Raw genomic sequence first — 22,633 nt, 5'->3', positions numbered from 1 at the left:
CGCCCAGCCGCAAGGCTATGCATTTTCGATCTGGCAACCGCCCCTGCAGGCCTAAGCCGGGAGCAGTGTGTCCATACGATCCGTTTTTTCTAGGAAACGGGTGATTTTTCCGCACGCATGCGTCGCTTGGTACCATCGAAGAATGCTTCGATAGGCTACGGTACTTGCTCCCCCCTTTTCTCCCATTCTACCGTTCATCTTTAGTATTTTCTTTCCATGCTGGATAAAATCATTCGGTTTTCGATTGACCATAAACTCATTGTGGGCGTGGTCATTCTGGCTCTGATTGGCTGGGGTTCGTACTCCCTGAGTCGCTTGCCCATCGATGCCGTTCCTGACATTACCAATAACCAGGTGCAGATCATCACTCTGACGCCTTCGCTGGCCGCTCCCGAAGTCGAACGGCTCATTACCTTTCCCATTGAACAAACCATGGCCAGTATTCCGGAAATTGAGGAAGTACGCTCCATTTCCCGCTTTGGTTTGTCCGTAGTTACGGTTGTTTTTCAGGAAGAAACGGATTTGTACTGGGCCCGACAGCAGGTAAACGAACGTCTTACCGAGGCCAAAACCCTGATTCCGGAAAACGTAGGCAACCCGGAACTTTCGCCCATCTCAACCGGACTCGGCGAAATTTACCAGTACACCCTTCACGCCAAGAAAGGTTACGAAAAGCAGTACGACGCCATGAGTCTGCGGAGTATTCAGGACTGGTACGTACGGCGGCAATTGCTGGGTACACCCGGCGTTGCGGAAGTCAACAGCTGGGGCGGGTTTCTGAAACAGTACGAAGTGGCGGTTCAGCCCGAAAAGCTTCGCAGCTACAACCTCAGTATCAGCGATATTTTCACGGCTCTGGAAAAGAACAACCAGAACTCCGGCGGGGCGTACATCGACAAGAAACCTACGGCGTTGTTCATCCGCTCGGAAGGCTTGGTAGGTACGCTGGAAGATATTGAAAAGATCGTCGTCAGGAATACTACTGCCGGTACACCCATTCTCATTCGTGACGTGGCTCAGGTACGTTTCGGTTACGCCAATCGGTACGGGGCCCTAACCCGCAACGGCGAAGGAGAAGCCGTGGGCGGTTTGGTGATGATGCTGAAAGGCGAAAACTCGAACGAAGTCGTGAAGCGAGTCGAAAAACGGGTCGAGCAGATTCAGAAAACCTTACCCGAAGGCGTGGTCATCGATCCGTTCCTGGTACGCAGTGAACTCGTTGAACGAGCCATCGGTACCGTTACGCAAAACCTGGTCGAAGGAGCACTCATTGTCATTTTTGTACTCGTCCTGTTTCTGGGTAACTGGCGGGCGGGCCTCATTACGGCTTCGGTGATTCCACTGTCCATGCTTTTTGCCTTTTCGCTGATGAAATGGTTGGGTGTATCGGGCAATTTGATGAGCCTCGGAGCCATTGACTTCGGACTGATTGTCGACGGCTCAGTAATCATCGTGGAAGCCACGCTACACCACTTTGGCTTACGTAAACCCGGCCGACTCACGCAGGCGGAAATGGATGAAGAAGTGTACGAATCGGCTCGTAAAATCCGGAGTTCGGCGGCTTTTGGGGAAATCATCATCCTGATCGTGTACCTGCCCCTCTGGACGCTTTCGGGCATTGAAGGCAAGATGTTCAAGCCCATGGCTCAGGTTGTAAGCTTTGCCATTCTGGGGGCCTTTCTGCTTTCGCTGACCTACGTGCCCATGATGACGGCCTTGCTGCTCAGCAAGAACATTACGCATAAGCCTTCGCTTTCTGACCGACTGATGGCTTTCTTCCACCGAAAATATACCCCGCTGATTCGCGGAGCGTTACGTCATCGGATTGCCGTATTACTCGTATCTCTAAGCGTATTTGCCGTCTCAATCTGGACGTTTACGCGACTGGGGGGCGAATTCATTCCCACCCTGGAAGAAGGTGATTTCGTGGCTGAAACCATGTTACTCACGGGCAGTTCAATCACCCAAACCGTCGATAAGGTTACGCAGGCTTCGGATTTATTGATGAAACGTTTTCCGGAAGTGACGCAGGTCATTGGAAAAATCGGAGCGGCCGAAATTCCCACCGATCCCATGCCGATGGAAGCCTGTGATTTGACGATCAAGCTTAAACCCAAGGAAGAATGGACCTCCGCCCGTACCCGCGAAGACCTCGCCAACCAGATGACGGAAGCTCTGGAAGACATTCCCGGCGTAAACTTCGGCATCTCTCAGCCCATTCAGTTCCGATCCAACGAATTGATTTCCGGCGTCCGGCAGGATGTGGGCGTCAAAATCTTTGGTGAGAATCTGGACGAACTGGCCCGCCTGCAACAGCAGGTGGTGGGTCTGGTGCGGAGCGTCGATGGAGCGAAGGATTTGTATCAGGAAAAAATTTCCGGCTTACCGCAGATCATCGTCCGTATCGACCGGGATAAACTCGCCAAGTTTGGCCTGGACATTGCTACCGTCAATCAGGCGGTCAGTATGGCCTTCGCGGGCGAATCGGCCGGACTGGTGTACGAAGGCGAAAAACGCTTTGAACTGGTTGTACGCTTCGCTCCCGAAAACCGGCAACGCATTGAAGATGTTCAGAATCTGTTCGTAACGGCGGCCAACGGTAATCACATTCCCCTACAACAGGTCGCGGATGTTTCCCTGCAACTAGGACCTAACCAGATTCAGCGGGAAGACGCCAAACGCCGGATTACCATTGGTTTCAACGTGCGGGGTCGGGACGTTCGAAGCGTCGTGGAAGAGTTGCAGGCGAAAATCGAACAGCAGGTCAAATTCCCGACGGGCTATTACGTCACCTACGGCGGGCAGTTCGAAAACCTGCAAAAAGCCACGGGTCGTTTGTCCATCGCTGTACCCGTCGCCCTGGGCCTCATTCTCACCTTGCTGTACTTTACGTTTCAGTCCATCCGCCAGTCTTTACTGATTTTTACGGCTATTCCGATGGCGGCCATTGGGGGTATTTTCGCTCTGGTCTTGCGGGATATGCCCTTCAGTATTTCGGCAGGTGTGGGTTTCATTGCCCTCTTTGGCGTGGCGGTACTGAACGGCATCGTACTGATTGGAGAGTTTAACTACCTGCGAAAATCGGGGATTGAAGACCTGACTGAAGTTATTCTTCAGGGTACGAACACTCGGCTACGTCCCATTCTGATGACCGCCACGGTTGCCTCTCTTGGTTTCCTCCCTATGGCCCTTTCGACGGGTGCGGGGGGCGAGGTACAGAAACCACTGGCTACGGTCGTCATCGGGGGATTGATTACTTCCACGCTGCTTACCCTTTTTGTCATTCCCATTCTGTATATGTATCTGGAAAAAGGTTTTCGACCGAAAACGAAGGGGCTAGCGGTACTCCTGCTCTTTTTTGCTACGCCGCTACTGAGTCAGGCCCAGACCCCATTGAGCCCTGAACAAGCGGTACAAACCGCCCTGCAAAACAACCGCTCCTTGGCGGCCTCCCGACTGGAAGTGAAGGCCCGGCAAACACTTCAGCAAACGGCCCGCGAAATGCCTAAAACGGAAGTGACCGCTCTGCTCGGACAGTACAACAGCTACAAACTCGATCAGAACGTTACCATTAGCCAGACCATACCCAACCCGGCGGTATTCCGGGCCCGTTCTTCGGTATTAGAAAATCAGACCCGAACGGCGGAAGCTCAGACGCTGATTTCGGAAAACGAACTGGCCTATCAGGTCAAGTCTTCCTGGTACGAGTTGTCCTACCTGCTGGAACTGCGGAAGTACTTGCAAACGCAGGATTCGCTGTACGCCAATTTTCTGCGGGCGGCTCAGGTTCGCTTACGGACGGGCGAAGCCGGTTCGCTCGAATCGACGATTGCTCAGACGCGGTTACGTCAGGTACAAACCCAGCGAACCCAGAATGAGGCCGACATTCGGATCACCAGTCGCCGCTTGCAGACGCTGCTTTTTGCCGATCAGCCCGTCATGATTGAAGCAGTGACGTTTGCTCCCAAGAACTTGCCCGATACCGCTCAGATCACAAATAACCCCATACTGGCCTGGTATACGCAACAAATCAGGTTGGCCGAAGCCGAACGCAAGTTGCAACGGGCCAATCGTTTGCCAGATTTTTCGCTGGCCTATACCAATCAAAGTCTGATTGGAGCCGTGAAGCTGGGAGCACCCACCACGGATGCGGCGTCGAGTGCCAATCGTTTTCATGCCGCTCAGGTGGGCATTAGTTTTCCGCTGTTTGGCAAAGCGTACCGTTCGCGGGTGGCCGCGGCTGAACTGAGTACGCAGGCACAGCAGCAGCAGTTCGATCAGCAACAGAAGAATATTCAGGGCGAACTGGCGTCCCTGGTGCAGGAAATTCAGAAACTCCAGCAAACGCTGGATTACTATACGGAAGCTGCCTTACCCCAGGCCGAGGAAATCATTCGGCAGGTAAACCGTGGCTTTCAGGCGGGTGAAATGGGTTACGTCGAGTATTTGCAGGGCATCAGTACCGCAAACGATCTGCGAATCGGCTCTATCCAGACCATTCAGGAGTACAATCAAAACGTCCTTCGGCTCGAACTCGTCCTGGGCATTAAATAATACAGCGGCTCTCCCCGCTCTTCAAACGCATTCTACTTATGAAATCCTATCGTTTTCTCCTGTTGCTGACCCTGGGATTATACCTTGGTAGCTGTCAGAAAAAAACTTCCGAAACGGAACACGCGGGTCATTCCCACGAACACGGCGAGGCCAGCCACGAAGGTCACGATCACGAGGGCCATGATCACGGCGACCACGATCATCACCACGATGAAGAAGAAGGTCACGAGCCCGAAGAAGCCGAGCTGACCGAAACGCAGTACAAAGCCGCCCAGATTACGTTGGGATCGGTGGAGCAAAAAGCGATTGCCGGTACCATTCAGGTGACGGGTGTACTGTCCATGCCGCCGCAACAGCAAATCAGTATTTCATTTCCTTACGGCGGCATTGTTCGCAGTACGACGCTGCTTCCCGGAAAATGGGTCAACAAAGGCGAAGTGCTGCTAACGCTGGAAAATCCGGAATTCATTACCCTGCAGCAGGAGTATCTGGAAGCTCAAAGTCAGTTGGATTATACTGAAAAAGAAAACCAGCGGCAGTCTGAATTAAGTCGGGAAAATGTTTCGGCAGCGAAGACGTTTCAGCGAAGCAGTGCCGAATTGCAGGGTTTGCAGGCTCGCTTGCAGGGACTTCGTCAGAAGTTAAGTTTACTGCAACTGACGCCCGCAACGGTGAGTAAAGGCATTCAGAACCGGATTGCGATACGGGCTTCCTCCAGCGGTTACGTGACTCACGTGAACGTGAATACGGGCAAGGCTGTACAGGCCAACGAAATGCTGGCCGAACTGGCAGATACGCGTTTTGTGCAGGCCGAACTAACGGTATTTGAAAAGGACCTTTCCAAGCTTCGTACGGGACAAAAAGTCCAGCTACAACTCGGTAATGAAGCCAGTCCGCGAACGGCTACGGTGCTACTGATCGGACGTGAAATTACGCCGGAGCGAGCCGTGAAAGTTCTTTGCAAACTGGATCAGACCAATCGTGACCTAGTACCCGGCACGTACCTGACGGCTCAGATTTCGGGCGGCAGTACGGAGGTGGCTACCCTACCTGAATCGGCCGTGGTTCGTTCCGGTGATAAGCAGTACATCTTCGTTTCCGAGGGAACCCATAAAGAAGAAGGCGGTACGCACTATCCCTTTAAACGTCTGGAAATTCAAACCGGACTGGCCCAAAATGGCTTTGTGGAAGTAAAATTACCGGAGGCCGTCAAGCCGAATACCATTGTGGTGAAAGGGGCGTATGATTTGCTTTCGGTGATGAATAATAGTGAGCATGGGCATTCGCACTAATTGAATGGTACTACCATTCATGCAGCTTTAATGCCTGGCAAACAAACAGGCCCGCGACGAAATCGCGGGCCTGTTTGTTTTTAATCATACTACTAAAAGAGGTGCTCCTTTGAGCTTATATCAGGGCACAATCGTCGTAAACAGATAGACAGCGAAAAGAACAAGTAGTACGACGCCCTGCATGATGGTCGTACGCCCCGTTCCGAAGGATAAGGTGACCGTAAAAAGGGCCAGGATAAGTAGTACGGTTGATTTCATGTCAATTCCCAGCGTAATCGTCAAACCCGTACTCATAGCCACGATGGCAACGGCAGGAATCGTCAGGCCGATACTGGCTAATGCGGATCCCAGGGCCAGGTTCAGACTCGTCTGTAACTTATTTCTTCGGGCGGCTCGATACGCGGCCAGCCCTTCCGGCAACAGAATAATGGAAGCAACGATCACCCCAACGACGGATTCGGGAGCTCCCAGGTGAACCACGCCCTGCTCAATGGTAGGGGCCAGTAATTTCGCAATGAAAACAACAGCAGCCAAACAAGCCAATAGCAATACAACACTAGCTAGAGCCGTAGGTCCTGAAGGTTCTTCCACGGGTTCTTCTACCATGTGCTCTATCTCTTCCGGCAGAAAATACCCCCGGTGTCGCACCGTTTGCACCAGCACAAACGTACCGTATAACACCAGCGAAATAACCGCTACAAACACAAGCTGGCTAGTATTATAAAAAGGGCCTGGAATACTGATGGTGAAATTGGGTAAAACCAGCGTTAGAATGGAAATAGCCGATAGCGTAACGAGTGCCGTACTAACCCCATAGCGGCCAAACTGTTGCTCCTGATACTTAACCCCGCCTACTAACAGACACAACCCAACGATTCCGGTTAGAATAATCATGATTGCGGCAAAAACCGTGTCTCTCGCTAGTGCCCCCGAGTCGGACCCGCCGGCAATCATGAGCGACACAATCAATCCCACTTCAATAATGGTGATTGCTACAGCCAACACGAGCGTTCCCGCTGGTTCGCCCACGCGATGGGCAATGACCTCGGCGTGTTGAACCGCCGCTAAAACCGTACTAATCAGAGCCACAGCTAGTAACAAATCATACCATAATCCCAATCCTAACGTTTCACCAAAATAAAGAGCCCAGGCAGCAACCGGGCTTAACATTGTCCATACTGGAAGTTTTAAATTTGATAGCATCTTATAAAAAGGTTTATGGAAGTAGTCAATAATTAACTAAAACGGATACGTGTATCATTAATCCATCTATACTTACAACCTCTATTCCCGCGGGTCTGTTGTAAATTTTTGATGGAATTTCTTCAAAAAGCCATAAAAGATCCTGCCTACAAAGAATTTATAGTAACGGTCCATGCTATAGGTTATAATTCCGCTTACGTCCGTTAATACGTATTACCGACGACGCTATACCTGTACGAATACTCCTAATGTTTGTTAAGACAGTCGCAAGCGTTTGAAAGAGCATGTAGTTTTCCGCATGCAAAGAAAACTACACGCTCTTTTTCTTTTTTACACGCAGCTAGCGGGGTTTCCAGTCGCTATCTCCCTGGGCTTGTGCGGTCTGATGGCTTTTAGCCCTACGCAAGAATGGGGTATGCTTTGCTTCCTAAAATTACTTTTGGGGAGTTTGATTTTGCTCTTATACCGTCACACCTATCGCCACCGCTTCTTCTTTCTGTATAATCTGAATCTGCACGAATGGGAGATTCTGCTCGCCTTACTGTTGATTGACTTTACGGGTTTTCTCCTGCTCCTCTACTTCACTTCTTTCTGGTTATGATTCAGCATTTAGCGGCCGATAGTGTACGCATTCAGTTTCAGCAACGAATAGTGATCAGTGGAGGTTTTATCCACGCAGAAACCGGAAAGATTACCGGTTTACTCGGCCGAAATGGGAACGGAAAAAGTAGCTTTCTACAAGCCATTTTTGGAGCTATTCCCGCTGAATTTAAGTCGGTTCGGGTAAACGGTCAGTGGGTACCTGATTTACTTTCCGTAAAAGGCCTGGCGGCCTACTTACCTCAACAGGCCTTTGTACCGGACGCCTTCCGGGTAAAAACCGTATTTGATCTATACGATACTAATGTTCAGGCATTACAGAATCTCATGCCTGAATTAAAGCCTTTGTCTTCCCAACGCATGGACCAGGTATCGGGTGGGGAACGAAGATTGATTGAAACCCTTTTAGTGCTCTTCCGGCCCGTCTCTTTTGTGTTACTGGATGAGCCCTTTTCCTTTCTTTCACCCGTAGTGGTTGAACGGCTCCATGAACTGCTTCAACAGGAAAAAACGCGAAAAGGCATTATTCTGACGGATCATCGATACCGCTCGATCACCTCCATCAGCGATTCGCTGTACTTGCTTGCCAACCAGCGAACCTACCTGATTCAACACCCCGATGAATTAATTCGCTGGGGTTATTTGCACGAATAAACTTCCCATAATTATAAAAAAGCGTCGCTGAACTAACCGAGTTCATCGACGCTTTTCAAACCGAAACGTTCGGACTATTCAGCCAGCAGTTTATCCATCAAACGGTTAAAATCTTCGACGTACTGATCGTAGTACTTACCCGTACCCGGACCCGAGAAGCCGGTATGGATTTCACGGACTTTGCCCGTTTTGTCGATGTAAATCGTCGTGGGGTAACCCATGATTTTATTCAGCATCGGTAAGCTCGCGGAAGCCGTCTGGTCCGCTACCCCAGCCAGTACCACCGGATAAGGAATTTTAAAGCGGTCAATCATACGGATCAACTTGGGCTTAGCCACCTGATACTCGCCGCTGCGTTCGTAGGAAAGGCCTATGACCTCAACCCCGCGTTTTTTATTCTTGTTGTACCAGGGTACAATGAAGTTCGTTTCATCCATGCAATTCGGGCACCATGAGCCCATGATTTGCAAAATCACAACTTTGCCTTTGAAACGAGGATCGTCGAGCGTCAGCGGTTTACCCGTTTTTGCCTCGGGGAAGCTAAAGGATACTTTGTCGTAACCCGGCTTCAGGAAGGTCAACGATTTTTCATCGGGTAAGGACGCCGTTTCATCTTTCACGGATACGAAAGGCGTTTGTCCACTCGGACCGCTAAATAATTGACCCGCAATTTTATCTTTTTCCAGTTTGGCCTTGAAAAGCATCAGGTGCGAACCGTCGTAAGCCGACAAAAACAGACTATCGCCGATAATATCGCCGTCGAGATACCGATAGTCCCCGGTAGGCGTTAAGAACGTAGCGGCGACCCGACTACCCGATTGCTCGAAAATGCCCACGGCTTTTGAACTCTCGCCAAAAGTGGTGGCGTATTTGCCAGCAATTTTCCACTGCGTCGGTTGGGGCTGAGTCGCAAAGCGGTAGGTTTTCCCGTATTCGGCCCGGAACGGAATGGTGAGGGTTTGCTTACCGCGTTTTTTCTTGTAAACGCCCGTCAACTGATTGCCGGATACTTTTCCCACCAGTTCGGCATCGAACAAATCCATCGGAATATGCAGCGAATCGCCCTGCAAGTTCGACTCGTCCATTTTCAGACGCTCTTTGCCGTTAATGGCCCACACGGAATACGTATTCGCTTTTCCGGCAGGCTCGATTTGCAGACCGAACGGCAGGGCTCCACCCTTGTTAAAGATTTCAGCCCGCCAAATTCCTTTTTTTACTGGTGTCTGAGCAAAGCCATTCAGCGTACCCCAAAGTACAAAGCCCAGTAAGAAGATTTTTTTCATGAGGGAAGATTGATTATCAGCGATTTAAACCCTTTTAACACGTCTTCGAAAAAATTGATTTACGAGGGCATTGATTTACAATTGTAAATTTTGTTAATCTTGTAACTCAATACTCCGGCCGTAAAATCGTTAGCAAAAGGCATAAAGTACAAAGGAAAGTTCCATCACAAGAACCTAAGCCTTATTTTTAAAGAATTTTTACTTTATTCAGGGAAGATTCGCTCTTCTCCGGGTTTATATCAGACGTATTTTACATTCATTTCGTTTACAGCATTTCATCAGTACATGCCTTCACAACCTACGCCCGACTACCATCAGCCCGTTATGCTCAGCCAGTGTCTCGAAGGGCTTTCCCTACGGCCGGAAGGCACTTACGTAGATGTGACTTTCGGGGGTGGCGGTCATTCACGGGCCATTTTGCAGCAGTTGGGTTCTACGGGACGGCTGTACGGTTTCGATCAGGACCCCGATGCCAAGGCTGAGGCCCGTCACATCGACGATAAGCGGTTCACGTTCGTTGACGCCAACTTCCGGTACCTTAAAAAATTCCTCCGCGTACACGGGGTTCGTCAGGTGGACGGCATTCTGGCCGATCTGGGTATATCCTCCCACCAGATTGACGTACCCGAACGGGGCTTCTCAACCCGCTTCGACGGTCCGCTGGATATGCGAATGAATCCGCAGGCGGAGTTTTCGGCCAAGGAGGTCATCAACGACTACGACGAAGCCCAGCTTCATAAAATATTTGGTTTATACGGGGAAATCAAAAATGCCCGTACGCTAGCCAATGCGGTATTCGCGGCCCGTCAGAATCAGACCATCGAAACCGTACAGGATTTAAAATCCGTATTACAGAAGTACGCCCCCCGTGGGAAGGAGTTTAAGTATTTCGCCCAGGTTTTCCAGGCCATCCGAATTGAAGTGAACGAGGAGATGAAGGTACTCGAAGAGTTCCTCGAACAGATACCCGAAGTACTCGCTCCCGGTGGAAGGCTAGTCGTGATGAGCTACCATTCCCTTGAAGACCGGCTGGTGAAAAACTTCATTCGGGCGGGTAAATTCCAGGGCGAAGCCGAGAAAGACCTCTACGGTAATGAACTCAAGCCGCTCCGCTCCGTCACCCGCAAGCCCATTGAAGCCAGCGAGGAAGAAGTAGCTCTGAACCCTCGGGCCCGTAGTGCCAAATTACGCATTGCCGAGCCGAATGAATTGGAATAAATCCCGCTAGAAAGCTATTTACCAGATTTTGAACCCCGATTGTTGGAGGTATGTCTTCGGAGAAAAGTAAACGCTCGCATTTTTTAGAGCCCATTTTTAAACTGCTCCGGGTAAGTCAGTGGACGGGCCCGGCCAATGCCAATCAGAAGCTGCTCAACGCAGGTCTGGTGGTGGTATTGATGATTAGTTACGTAGCCTGGGTATTGCACGGCGAATCGCTCATTCGGGATACGGACCGTACGCGTCGGGAAATCAGTGAACTCAATGCTGAACTGGCATTTGAAAAATCCAAGCTGATGCAGGAATCGCGGCAGTCGCGGATCGTGCAGAAAGTAACGCCCATGGGCCTGCGTGATTATCGCAACGAACAACCGCCCGTCAAAGTCGTTTTACCCACGAAAAAGCCCGTTCAACCCGAATAATTTTTCCAGATTTCAGTACGCAATCATCGGACCTATCTAACGCAACCTTCATTCCATGGCTGAAGCATTGAATTTAAAACGCCGGATTTTTTTCCGCAGTGTGATCGTCTCGGCGGGGCTATTGGTGTTTAGTATTGCCATTGCAGCCCGTATCGTTTACGTGCAGCAGGTAGAAGGCCCCGAATGGAAAAGTCGGGCAGAAAATACGCGTTACCGCATCATTCCGGCTACCCGTGGTAACATTTTCTCGGACGATGGAAGTTTACTCGTCACCTCCGTACCCGAGTACCGGGTGGGCATTGATTTGAGCGTAACCGTTCGGCACTCCGCCGATTCGGCTCACTTCTATAAAAATCTGGATTCACTCACGATTCACTTGAGTAGTATGCTCGGTGAACCGGCTTCCACCCTTCGCAAACGCATCCTCACCGCTCGAAGCCGACTGCTCGAAGTGATGGCCTATAACCAGGCTCAGACCGATACGGCTCTATGGAAGATCGAACCCCGGTACCTTTCGATCAGTCCCCGGCCCATCGCGTACGAGAAGAAGAAATGGTTTTTCGAGCAAACGCAGTGGGCCAGTATTCGTAAGGCTACGCCCGAAGAACGGGCCGAAGATAAGGCCCTGAACAGGCGGAAATTCCGCTTTAAATGGCAGCCCCTGCACCGCGTCAAGCTTTTCGCTACGGGTTTGAACTTTGAACTGGTACCCAATCGTGAAAAACCCTTCCGGAATACGGCTTCGCGTATTCTGGGGAAAACCGACGATTCCTTAGTAAAAGACCCTAACGGCTCGGCCGTGGCCGTCATGCGAGGATCAACGGGGATCGAAAAAAGCTTTAACCGATTACTGGTGGGTCAGGAAGGACACGGCTGGTTCGAGAACCTTCGCGGCAGCTGGCGACCGCTCAACGAATCCGAAGAGCACCATCCCGTACCCGGCCTGGATTTGCATACCACCCTGAACATCAACATGCAGGATGTTACGGAAGCCGCTTTACTGAAAGCCGTGAAGCAGTACAAAGCCAAGTACGGCGTAGCGATTGTCATGGAAACCCGAACGGGTGAAATAAAGGCCATTGCCAACCTGCACCACGTGAAAGACAGTACGTACGTGGATGATCAGAACTTTGCGGTGAACTTCCGGATTGCTCCGGGTTCGACTTTCAAGCTGGCTACGATGATGGCCGTATTTGAGGAGACCAACATTTCGCCCAACGATCTGGTCAATACGACGGGCGGCCGCTATCTGCACCTGCACGATTCCAACAACTCTGGCTACGGCGTCATTTCCATTCATGATGCATTTATTCGATCCTCAAACGTGGGGATGGCCAAAGTACTCGTTCAGCATTTCGCCAGTAAACCCGATAAATTCATCGATTACCTCGAACAGTTTCACCTGGCCGACAAACTGGGCTTCCAGGTAGAAGTGAGCCGTGGTAATGAACTACCCGAATTCCACCGGACCACGCACCGCCTGTACAGCAAGAAAACGCTGCCGACCATGTCTATTGGGGAGGAAATGCGGTTGTCGGCTTTGCAGATGCTGTCGTTCTACAATGCTGTGGCTAATAATGGATATTGGATTCAGCCCATCATTGTAAAAACGGCGAAACGCGGCGATCTGGTCGAGAAAGATTTCACGCAGACCCAGCGTCGGGACTCGAAGCCCATTTGTTCGGAGAAGACCCTCAAGATTGTCCAGAAAATGCTCACGGATGTACTCGAAGACGCTCACGGAACGGCTCGTAGCATTCGTAACCCCAACTATCGGATTGCGGGGAAAACGGGTACATCCAAGAAGTTCAATGGGAAACTAAAAACGAATAACTATTACTCCTCGTTCATTGGTTATTTCCCGGTGGAAAAACCGCAGTACACCATTCTGGTATCACTCGATGAGCCACATAATCCACTGACGGGACAATCGGCGTACGGCGGAACGGCCGCAGCTCCGGTATTCCGCGAAATTGCGGATAAAGTACACGCCTTGGATTTAAACATGCACCGCACCCTACGTGGCAAAGCTCAGCACAGCAGCGAATGGCAGGACGAACTGGCCAGTTCCCATCCTCAGGATCTGCAATCCATTGCCAAGAGTTTCAACGTTAAAACTTCGGCTAGTGGCTGGGATGAAGTACCCCGGGGCAGTACTAAACGGGTACCAAACCTGAAAGGCATGAGCTTGCGGGATGCGTTGTATGTGCTTGAGAATCGGGGATATAAAGTTACGTACACGGGTCGCGGCCACGTGATTGCCCAATCGCTGGAACCGGGTACCGAACCCGAGGAAAAACGCATTACGCTCGAATTACACTAAGTGGTTCGAAAACATTCCAGAAGGTCATTGATTCAGCTACGTACCGGATCAATGACCTTCTTCTTTATTCAGCATACCGATAAATAAGTACGCCTATCTATTATTAAAAATTAGTACTATATACTTATAAATTAGATCAAGTATCTACTTACTTGATCTATGTGCCGTACTCTTCTCCTTCTCGTTTTTCTTCCGACGGGTGTTTTCGCTCAGGGTATTTTTAAAGACAGTGAAACCTATACAGCAAGGCTTCAACTCCTGGCAGGTGGGGTACTACCCTTTTGGATGCAGGCTCGTCAGTACGGTACCATTCCTGCACAAGGTCCGGTAGCACAGGCAAGCTTTTCGATTGTAGCGGATTACCAGCGACCCAGTAAAACCCGGCCTTACCTGCGACGCAAGTCCTGGGACTGGGGATACGGTGTCAACCTGACTACCAACGCCGGAGCTACTAACCAGGTTCTCCTGCCTGAATTGTACCTCAAATCCCGCTGGGGTGCTCTGGAAGTGTACATCGGAAAACGAAAAGAGACCTTCGGACTGGCCGATTCTACGCTGGGCGTAGGTCCGTACAGTTGGTCGGGTAACGCGATGCCCGTACCCAAAATACAGATCGGCTTTCCTAACTGGACGCCCCTACTAAATGATCGACTGGCCTTTCAGGCCGTCTGGGCACACGGCTGGCTTGACGACCGCACTGCTTTTGTACGCCGGACGTACTTACATCAGAAAACGTTCTATCTGCGATTAGGGAGACCTACAGCCACTTTTCAAGCTTTTTTCGGCATCAATCATCAGGTTCAGTGGGGAGGCTACGCTCCCAGCTTGCGTACGGACCCTTCACCTACGCAAACGGAGTACTTTCAACCCGATGGTTCCCTTCCCAAAGACGCATCTGCTTTCTGGAGCGTAGTAACGGCTGGGCGAGGGAAAAATGCCGCTTACAATCCGTATGATTTTCGTGAACGGGTAGGTAATCATGTAGGCTCCGTCGATGCCGCCCTTCAACTGCAAACGAACGGGCATCGCTTCTTTTTCTACCGCCAACAGCCGTATGAAATGCCGTCGCTGCTGCATTTAGCCAACTGGCGGGATGGACTTACTGGAGTCAGTATCACCACCGATGGTACCGACACTCCCGTTATCCGTAAGCTCGTGGTGGAGGTTCTGTACACCAAAAATCAGGGACGGAAAGGTTCGCCCTTTGGCAAAGGTCCCGTCTGGGAAGAGAACTACTTTAACCATCGACAGTACCAACAGGGCTGGTCCTACCGTGGACGAACGCTGGGTACGCCACTTCTGGCCCCCGCTCGTACGGATACGGATGAAGAGCTTTTCACCAAAGACAATCTACTCTCAGCGGTACATCTGGTCCTTGATGGTTCACTGGGGCGAGGATATACTTTCAACGGTCGATTTACCTACCTTCAGTCCGACGGAACGCCCGAATCCCTGTACCCACGGGCAAAGCAACAAGTTAGTCTACTGCTGGAATTACGCAAACCGGTATGGTTTCTCAAAGGCTCTGAACTACTGGCTAGCGGAGCCGCCGATTTCGGTGACGTTTACCCGCGAAGCTGGGGCTTCTCTATCGGCATTCGGAAAAGCTGGGGATTTGCGGATGAAGACATTCCGGAAATCGCCCGGTATCGGCTGAAGTACCGATCCCATCGCTGGTGAACAAACAAAAACGGACGGCGAACCGTCCGTTTCTTTATTCCGATAATTCCATCCAGCGAAATTCTTTTTCTTCGAGCTGAACGTTGATTTCCTCAATCTCTTTAGACCACAGCGTAATCTGCTGGTAATCGCCCTCGCCAGCGTTCATTTGCTCGGAGAGAGCCGCCCGCTGTCCTTCCAGTTGAGCAATTTCCTTTTCGAGCGTTTCCAGTTCCCGCTGTTCCTTATAACTCAGTTTTCGTTTCGTGGAAACCGGAGCTGGCGTAGAAGCCGGTTTAGGAGCTTCGACTTTGGGTTTCGTCGGTTCAACGACGGGGGCACTGCTCAGGTTTTCGCGATAATCGGTATAGTTACCGGGGAAGTCCCTGATTTTCCCTTCTCCTTCAAAAACAAACAAGTGCTCCACTAGACGATCCATAAAATAGCGGTCGTGAGAAACCAGTACCAAACAGCCCGCAAACTGAAGCAGATAGTCTTCCAGTACGTTCAGCGTCTGAATGTCCAGATCGTTCGTAGGCTCATCCAGAATCAGAAAGTTCGGGTTCTGAATCAGCACCTGTAACAGTTGCAGACGACGTTTTTCACCGCCCGAAAGTTTCTCTACGTTAGTATACTGCTTCTTGGGATCGAACAGAAAATGTTGCAGAAACTGACTAGCCGTAATCGTCTCCCCGGAACCCAGCGTAACGACCTCCGCAATGTCTTTTACTACGTCGATGACTCGCTGTCCAGGCTTAAAGGTTGGTTCACTTTGCGTATAATACCCAAACCGAACCGTTTCCCCGACACTGATCACGCCCGAGTCGGCTTGCTGTTCTCCCGTTAGAATGTCCAGAAAGGTAGATTTCCCCACGCCGTTCTTTCCCACAATCCCTACCCGCTCGCGACGACGAAAGACGTATTCAAAATCTTCGACGATCTTTAAGTCGCCAAAGGATTTTTTGACATGTTCCAGCTCGATGATCTTACTCCCCAGCCGGGCCATACCAATGTTCAACTCTACGTTCGACTCCTTTCGTCCCTGGTTCGCCTTATCCTGTAAATCGTAAAAGGCATCAATGCGATACTGGGCTTTTGTACCCCGGGCTTTGGGTTGCCGCCGCATCCACTCCAGTTCGCGACGGAGCAGGTTTTGGGCTTTATCGACACTCGAGGATTCCGAAGCATGACGTTCCGACTGCCGTTCCAGAAAATAGGAATAGTTGCCCTTGTACCGGTAGATATTTCCCTCGTCCAGCTCCAGAATTTCCGTACACACCCGATCCAGGAAATAGCGGTCGTGCGTGACGAGCAACAGCGTCATATTCGCCGTACCCAGGTAATTTTCCAACCACTCGATCGCTTCCAGATCCAGGTGGTTGGTGGGCTCATCCAGAATGAGCAAATCCGGTTCGTCGAGCAGTACTTTAGCCAGAGCTACCCGCTTCCGCTGTCCCCCCGAAAGCTGTCCTACTTGTTTGTCAAAGTTGGATTCAGCTACGCCGAGTCGGCCCAGTACCTGCTTTACTTTCGACTCGTAATCCCAGGCTTTCTGTACTTCCATCTGCTCGGCAGCGTCGGCCAGTTGCTGATCCGTGCCGTCGATCAGAGCCAGCTCATACGCTCGAATGGCCTGTAGCAGGGGGGTATCCCCCAGGAACAGCGTATCCAGTACCGTCTGGTTTTCATCCAGATTCGGTTGCTGATTCAGATACCCAACCCGTACCTCCTTACGAATACTGACGGTTCCTTCTTCGGCAGTCTGTAAACCAGCCAGTACGTCCATCAAAGACGTTTTTCCTGTTCCGTTTCGACCAACTAGGGCAACTTTGTCGCCCTTACTTAAGCCAAACGTGATATTTCTGAAAAGCCAGCGTTCTCCCGTTGATTTTGAGAGCCCTTCGGCGGATAAATAATTCATGCCTTCCTCGCCTGATTCAACAAATAAAAATCTACTAATACTAAGGCCGCCATCGCCTCTACGATGGGTACGGCCCGGGGTACCACACAGGGGTCGTGTCGCCCTTTGCCCGATACGACGGCCGGATTTCCGTGTACATCCACCGACTCCTGATCCTGCATAATCGTGGCTACAGGTTTGAAAGCTACGCGGAAATAAATGTCTTCCCCGTTCGAAATACCACCCTGAATACCCCCTGAAAGGTTGGTACGCGTGCGTACCTTGCCCATTTCATCGGTATAGTACTCATCGTTATGTTCTGAGCCGTATTGTTCAACGCCTGCAAAGCCAGAGCCGTATTCAAAGCCTTTTACGGCGTTGATGGAAAGCATAGCCTTGCCTAATTCCGCGTGTAACTTGTCAAACACGGGTTCGCCCCAGCCCGCCGGAACGCCCGTACACACGCAGGATACTACGCCGCCGATGCTATCGCCTTTTTTACGGGTTTCGTCAATGTACGCGAACATCTGCTCGGCTACCTCGGGATCGGGGCAACGTACGGCGTTTTCCTCCGCCAGAGCTAGATTCAACTGCTGATAGGGCGTCTCCATTTTCAGCTTGCCTACCTGCGATACGTAGGCCTGAATCGACACACCCAATTGCTGAAGTACCAGTTTCGCCAAAGCTCCCGCTGCCACCCGAGCCGCCGTTTCGCGGGCGGACGAACGTCCTCCACCCCGGTAATCGCGAACGCCGTACTTGGCCGTGTAGGTATAATCCGCGTGCGAAGGCCGGAACTGTTCGGAAATGTGACTGTAATCTTTGGACCGCTGATCTTCGTTCGGAATCATCAAGCCTATGGGTGTACCCGTCGTCTTGCCTTGGAATACCCCCGATAGGACTTGAAACGTATCGGACTCTTTCCGTTGCGTAGTAATGCGGGACTGGCCGGGTTTACGCCGATCCAGGTCCTGCTGAATAAAGGCTTCATCGAAGGTGATTCCGGCCGGACAACCATCGATTACGACACCGATCGCTTTTCCGTGGGATTCACCAAACGTGCTGATTTTAAATAACGTACCGTATGTACTGGACATAAATTCGTACTGTTTGAGGATCAGCTGACCGTAGCCAGCCATCCGAAATAGGAGACAAAACTGTAAACGAGGATCGGCCTAGCCGCGTTTCCCTCGTATGAAAATATACACCATTCCCAAAGCCATAATGGCCAGTATCCCATTCGCCAGACTCAGAATGGTATGCTGAACATTCACGAAGGGCTTCGTACTGTCCAGGTTTTCAAGATTACTGAAGAGCGAACCCGCCAGTGCATCCGAGTCGGTATTGGTAATTTTTTCACCCTGACTTTTCAGAACCACATTCGACTGCCAGTTGACGTAGCGGCCCGTTCGTGGATTGAAAAATATCCAGCGAAAATACATGCTTAACGGGAAGTTTCCGGCCTGTTTGGGAATGATCTGAAAAGTAAAAGTTTTTTCGCCACTCACCCGGCTCCGCCGACGCGTAATGGATTGCTGGATGGTGGGTGGGTAAAAATCAAAAAAGTTATCATTTTCGGGCGTTGGGATCAGAATCGGGGTCAGGTTACCAATCCCGTTTATCGTGATTTTGTACTGAATCGTTTTCCCCGTTTGTACGACCCGGGTACTAAGTTGTTCACGTACCGAATATTCCCCAGTAACGGCCTGATTGCGGCGGGCATCCTGGGGCAGCGGGACGGGACGAATGACAAGAGGTTTACTATGAAACGTCAGAAAAGTCTGTTTTTTCAACTTTTCATCATTCACGCTCATTTTCAGACTTACGGCAGGAAACTGGATCGGCTCCGTATTCAACGGAAAATATACCGCCTGAAATAGCCGATACTCGGTATACTTGCGGCCATTAATCGTAGTTTCAAACACCTGGGGTTCGCCCCGTATACCAAAATTTTCTTCCCAGCAGTTTGCGGGCCGTATCTGCTTGAGAATAGCCCCTAATTGTAGGTTTAAGGCATAAAAACCCATTTCCAGCGGATTGTCATCCGCAACAAAAAAGCCCAAACTCAGGTTAAAGCCTTCGCCCGCGTAGACCTGACTGCGGTTGGAGCTGAGGAGTAAAAACGCAGACGCTTTGGCGTCCGCAGGAGCGGGTTCAACGGCTTCCTCCTCTTCTTCTGACACTGTCTCTTTGGCAAGGGCATCGGTCACAATGACAATTCCACCCATCGATTGAACGGTCTGCCCATTGACATTCATGGTAAATGGCGTGACAGCGTAATTTCCCGGTTGGTTTGGAATATAATTTTGAGTGATGCGTTGTACTATTTCCGTACGATTGCCTACGGTGGTACTGGAAGTAGTAGTGGTGGTACCTCGGCGGCTCATTCCCATGATATCCGGGAAGCGATCGTACTCGCGTTGTTCGCTGCCCGTGATGACTACAGTGATCGTATAGGGCTTGCCGGCAGGTATAGAAGAAGGCCCTAATTCAATGCGAATCGCGTTTTGCTGGGCAAAAACAAAAATTCTTGAAAAAGAACAATAAAAAAGTAGGATAATTAAATATATTTGTCGTGCCTTCATCGTTATAAAGATAGGCCGAAACTAATGGCCCAGCCATTTGTTAAACCTTAAACCAATTATGCCATGTCCATCACGGTATTGGAATATGTCAAGATCATTCTCCAGAAAGTAAGTTTTGACGCTCATTTATTCGAAAAAGAACTGCGTAAAGCCTTACGCCAATTAATTCCTGCTGAAGTTAAAGAACTCAAACAATGGTGCTATACCCTGTTTGGTAAAATATACTACCGCATTTTGCGTCGCTGTTTTGCTACGGTCCGTTTCCGTCGCCTGCGATTTGCCAGAGAATAGTTTGTGATGATTTTAGGGACATTAGAATCCTCGTCGGGTTTCCGACGAGGATTTTTGTTTCTTAGGTAACGTATTTATAATCAGAATATTGAAGAATGCTTATTTCGTAAGAAAGCATTCTTACCCAATGATACGCCAGGTTCTTCTATACGTTATGCGGGGATAAATGTCAGTCGTTCGCCCGTTTTTTCTTCGTTGAATGCTCCATTCGCGTACGCCACGTGACCCGATACGATGGTATGCGTAACGGCGAAGCGGAAATTGTATCCTTCCAGCGGCGACCAGCCACATTGAAAATGCAGGCTTTCTTTCGTAACCAAATTCGGACGGTTTAAGTCTACCAGTACTAGATCGGCCCAGTAGCCTTCGCGGATATAGCCCCGTTTTTCCATCCGGAAACAATCGGCTACGGCGTGTGACATTTTTCGAACGATGGTTTCCAGGGAGATTTTACCGTCCTGATAAAACTCCAGCATCAGTAGCAGCGGATGCTGCACCAGCGGTAAACCTGAAGGAGCCTGCCAGTACGACTGTTGCTTTTCTTCCCAGGTGTGCGGAGCGTGGTCCGTGGCAATCACGTCAATCCGATCGTCGAGCAGAGCCTGTAACAGTTGTTGCTTATGGCCATCGGCTTTAATGGCTGGATTACACTTGATCTGATTGCCCAGGCGTTCGTAATCGCGGGCATCAAACCAGAGGTGGTGCACACAGACTTCCGAGGTGATGTGTTTCTGGTGTTTGAGTTTTACGCTTTCGGCATCGGAATATCCGTAATAGCCTTTGTCAAACAAGGCCGTTTCTTCACCAGTCGTAATATGCAGAATGTGCAAACGAGTACCGTGCTGTTTGGCTAACTCTACTGCCATGGAGCTGGATTTGTAACACGCCTCTTCATTCCGAATTTCGGGGTGGACGCGGGCGGGGGCATCGTCGCCGTACCGTTCCTTGTAAGCCGCTACGTTGGCCCGAATTGTAGCTTCGTCTTCACAGTGCGTAGCGATCAGATAGGGTGCATTCGCAAAAAGTTTGCCCAGCACTACTGGATTATCCACCAGCATATTCCCCGTCGATGAACCCATGAAAATTTTTACACCGCACACCTGCGTAGCATCCGTCCGCATGACCTCGTCGTAATTGTCGTTCGAGGCTCCCATGAAGAAGGAGTAATTAGCCAGGGAACTACGACTGGCGATCGCGTACTTATCGGCCAGTAATTCCTGCGTGAGTGCATTCGGGACCGTATTAGGCATTTCCATAAAGCTCGTCACACCACCGGAAACCGCCGCCCGGGCTTCTGATCGGATGGTCGCTTTGTGCGTAAGGCCCGGTTCTCGGAAGTGTACCTGGTCGTCAATGACGCCGGGTAACAGATACTGACCTTTGGCATCAATGACCCGATCGGCGTTCAATCCGGAAAGGCCCGTACCAATTTTTTCAATGAGCCCATCTTTGATGAATACGTCCGCCGGACGAATCTGTCCTTCGTTGACCAGCTGAACGTTGAGAATGAGAAGTGAAGACATAAGAAGGTCTGGCTAAAAAGATGCCCTGTATGCAAGCAGACAGGGCATCCGGAAAGTATTCAAAAGAACTTATCGTTGTTGCTGGATTTGAGCAAACTCCTTGGCGAAATACGTCAGAATAATCTTTGCTCCCGCCCGTTTGATGGACGTCAGCGTTTCAAGCATTACCCGATCGCCGTCGATCCAGCCTTTTTGGGCGGCGGCTTTGATCATGGAGTATTCACCCGAAATATTGTACGCGGCAATGGGCAGGGCGAAGTTGTCATTCAGCATCTTGATGATGTCCAGATACAGCATAGCGGGCTTCACCATCAGGTAATCGGCTCCTTCGGCGTAATCCAGTTCGGCTTCAATCAAAGCTTCCTTGATGTTGGCCGGATTCATCTGATACGTCTTTTTGTCACCAAACTTGGGAGCAGACTCCAGGGCATCCCGGAAAGGACTGTACAGAGCCGACGCGTACTTGGCCGTATACGACATGATCGCTACTTTCGAAAATCCGGCGTCATCGAGTTTCTCCCGCAGGTACCCAACCCGACCGTCCATCATATCCGAAGGGCCGAGAATGTCCGCACCCGCCTGAGCCTGAGCAACGCCCATTTTACCCAGGTATTCCAGCGTTTCATCGTTCAGAATCTCACCATTCTCAACGTACCCATCGTGCCCATCCGAGCTGTAAGGGTCCATAGCTACGTCCGTCATGACCACTACATCCGGGTACTTACTCTTCACCGCATGAATGGCTTCCAGATACATGCTACCCTCCCGCCAGCTTTCACTGGCGTACTTATCTTTTTTGGATTCATCCAGACCAGGAAATAAATCAAAAGCTTTGATGCCTAAATCCTGGCACTGGCCAATTTCATCCAGCAAATTATCCAGCGAATGCCGATACACACCCGGCATGGAAGCTACTTCCCGTTTTACATTTTGTCCTTCCACCACAAAAACTGGCAGAATGAGATCATTTACCGAAACGCTCGTTTCTTCAACCAACGCTCGCACCGTGGCACTCGTACGCAACCGACGGGGACGACGTAATATATGCATAGCTACTACAGGATACGTGAAAAACTGCCGCAAAGGTACGGCTCCTATGGTTTGAGAAGGAGAGAAAAGTTGAAAT

16 protein-coding genes are annotated in these 22,633 nt (G+C 50.5%); 9 read left to right on the top strand and 7 right to left on the bottom strand.

Going from position 1 to position 22,633, the window contains the following annotated elements:
• The first annotated feature begins 216 nt into the window (after nucleotides 1-216).
• Both ACOJTG_RS16935 and ACOJTG_RS16930 read left to right on the top strand, forming a co-directional pair.
• Complete coding sequence (locus tag ACOJTG_RS16935; RefSeq protein WP_420154913.1) at nucleotides 217-4,554, top strand: CusA/CzcA family heavy metal efflux RND transporter; 4,338 nt, start codon at nucleotides 217-219, stop codon at nucleotides 4,552-4,554.
• Nucleotides 4,555-4,592: 38 nt separating this feature from the next.
• Nucleotides 4,593-5,846, top strand: a complete 1,254-nt coding sequence (locus tag ACOJTG_RS16930; RefSeq protein ID WP_420154912.1) for an efflux RND transporter periplasmic adaptor subunit — start codon at nucleotides 4,593-4,595, stop codon at nucleotides 5,844-5,846.
• A 120-nt stretch (nucleotides 5,847-5,966) separates the two neighbouring features.
• Here ACOJTG_RS16930 and ACOJTG_RS16925 read toward each other — a convergent pair whose 3' ends face one another.
• The gene (locus ACOJTG_RS16925) at nucleotides 5,967-7,016 is read right to left on the bottom strand and encodes a calcium:proton antiporter (protein ID WP_420154911.1); all 1,050 of its coding nucleotides are present in this window, start codon (nucleotides 7,014-7,016) and stop codon (nucleotides 5,967-5,969) included.
• Nucleotides 7,017-7,347: 331 nt separating this feature from the next.
• Between ACOJTG_RS16925 and ACOJTG_RS16920 the strand changes: the two genes are divergently transcribed.
• Both ACOJTG_RS16920 and ACOJTG_RS16915 read left to right on the top strand, forming a co-directional pair.
• Nucleotides 7,348-7,650 carry a hypothetical protein gene (locus tag ACOJTG_RS16920; RefSeq protein ID WP_420154910.1) on the top strand — a complete coding sequence of 101 codons (303 nt, stop codon included), beginning with the start codon at nucleotides 7,348-7,350 and terminating at the stop codon, nucleotides 7,648-7,650.
• Nucleotides 7,647-8,303: an ATP-binding cassette domain-containing protein gene (locus tag ACOJTG_RS16915; RefSeq protein WP_420154909.1), complete on the top strand. Its 657-nt coding sequence runs from the start codon at nucleotides 7,647-7,649 to the stop codon at nucleotides 8,301-8,303. Before ACOJTG_RS16920 ends, ACOJTG_RS16915 begins: the two co-directional genes overlap by 4 nt.
• Nucleotides 8,304-8,377: 74 nt before the next feature.
• Here the strand turns inward: ACOJTG_RS16915 and ACOJTG_RS16910 are convergent, their stop codons facing one another.
• Entirely contained in the window at nucleotides 8,378-9,586 is a 1,209-nt protein-coding gene (locus ACOJTG_RS16910) for a peroxiredoxin family protein (protein WP_420154908.1), read from the bottom strand.
• A 285-nt stretch (nucleotides 9,587-9,871) separates the two neighbouring features.
• Between ACOJTG_RS16910 and rsmH the strand changes: the two genes are divergently transcribed.
• The 4 genes from rsmH to ACOJTG_RS16890 all read left to right on the top strand — a co-directional run bounded on the left by rsmH (nucleotide 9,872) and on the right by ACOJTG_RS16890 (nucleotide 15,229).
• Nucleotides 9,872-10,804, top strand: coding sequence for a 16S rRNA (cytosine(1402)-N(4))-methyltransferase RsmH (gene rsmH, locus ACOJTG_RS16905; protein ID WP_420154907.1), 933 nt, complete (start codon nucleotides 9,872-9,874; stop codon nucleotides 10,802-10,804).
• A 50-nt stretch (nucleotides 10,805-10,854) separates the two neighbouring features.
• On the top strand, nucleotides 10,855-11,226 hold the full coding sequence (locus ACOJTG_RS16900) for an FtsL-like putative cell division protein (protein ID WP_420154906.1): 372 nt from the start codon (nucleotides 10,855-10,857) through the stop codon (nucleotides 11,224-11,226).
• Nucleotides 11,227-11,281: 55 nt separating this feature from the next.
• Nucleotides 11,282-13,549 (top strand): penicillin-binding protein, encoded by a 2,268-nt coding sequence (locus tag ACOJTG_RS16895; protein ID WP_420154905.1) that lies wholly within the window; start codon nucleotides 11,282-11,284, stop codon nucleotides 13,547-13,549.
• A 159-nt stretch (nucleotides 13,550-13,708) separates the two neighbouring features.
• Nucleotides 13,709-15,229 (top strand): capsule assembly Wzi family protein, encoded by a 1,521-nt coding sequence (locus ACOJTG_RS16890; RefSeq protein WP_420154904.1) that lies wholly within the window; start codon nucleotides 13,709-13,711, stop codon nucleotides 15,227-15,229.
• Between the two features lie 34 nt (nucleotides 15,230-15,263).
• Here ACOJTG_RS16890 and ACOJTG_RS16885 read toward each other — a convergent pair whose 3' ends face one another.
• The 3 genes from ACOJTG_RS16885 to ACOJTG_RS16875 all read right to left on the bottom strand — a co-directional run bounded on the left by ACOJTG_RS16885 (nucleotide 15,264) and on the right by ACOJTG_RS16875 (nucleotide 19,693).
• Complete coding sequence (locus tag ACOJTG_RS16885; protein WP_420154903.1) at nucleotides 15,264-17,129, bottom strand: ABC-F family ATP-binding cassette domain-containing protein; 1,866 nt, start codon at nucleotides 17,127-17,129, stop codon at nucleotides 15,264-15,266.
• A complete protein-coding gene (gene aroC / locus ACOJTG_RS16880; RefSeq protein WP_420154902.1) occupies nucleotides 17,126-18,205 on the bottom strand; it encodes a chorismate synthase in 1,080 nt (359 codons plus the stop codon). Before aroC ends, ACOJTG_RS16885 begins: the two co-directional genes overlap by 4 nt.
• Before the next feature lie 78 nt (nucleotides 18,206-18,283).
• The gene (locus ACOJTG_RS16875) at nucleotides 18,284-19,693 is read right to left on the bottom strand and encodes a BatD family protein (protein ID WP_420154901.1); all 1,410 of its coding nucleotides are present in this window, start codon (nucleotides 19,691-19,693) and stop codon (nucleotides 18,284-18,286) included.
• Between the two features lie 63 nt (nucleotides 19,694-19,756).
• Here ACOJTG_RS16875 and ACOJTG_RS16870 point away from each other — a divergent pair, with 63 nt between their 5' ends.
• Nucleotides 19,757-19,984 (top strand): hypothetical protein, encoded by a 228-nt coding sequence (locus tag ACOJTG_RS16870; protein WP_094814123.1) that lies wholly within the window; start codon nucleotides 19,757-19,759, stop codon nucleotides 19,982-19,984.
• Nucleotides 19,985-20,136: 152 nt separating this feature from the next.
• On the opposite strand, the gene ACOJTG_RS16865 is transcribed toward ACOJTG_RS16870, so the two are convergent.
• Both ACOJTG_RS16865 and hemB read right to left on the bottom strand, forming a co-directional pair.
• Complete coding sequence (locus ACOJTG_RS16865; RefSeq protein WP_420154900.1) at nucleotides 20,137-21,507, bottom strand: dihydroorotase; 1,371 nt, start codon at nucleotides 21,505-21,507, stop codon at nucleotides 20,137-20,139.
• Nucleotides 21,508-21,576: 69 nt separating this feature from the next.
• Nucleotides 21,577-22,557 carry a porphobilinogen synthase gene (gene hemB, locus ACOJTG_RS16860; RefSeq protein WP_420154899.1) on the bottom strand — a complete coding sequence of 327 codons (981 nt, stop codon included), beginning with the start codon at nucleotides 22,555-22,557 and terminating at the stop codon, nucleotides 21,577-21,579.
• Between the last annotated feature and the right edge of the window lie 76 nt (nucleotides 22,558-22,633).

Source organism: Siphonobacter sp., from assembly GCF_048595215.1.
GTDB lineage: Bacteria > Bacteroidota > Bacteroidia > Cytophagales > Spirosomataceae > Siphonobacter.
Note: the sequence above shows the minus strand (reverse complement) of the source record. Positions and strands in the feature narration are given on the sequence as shown.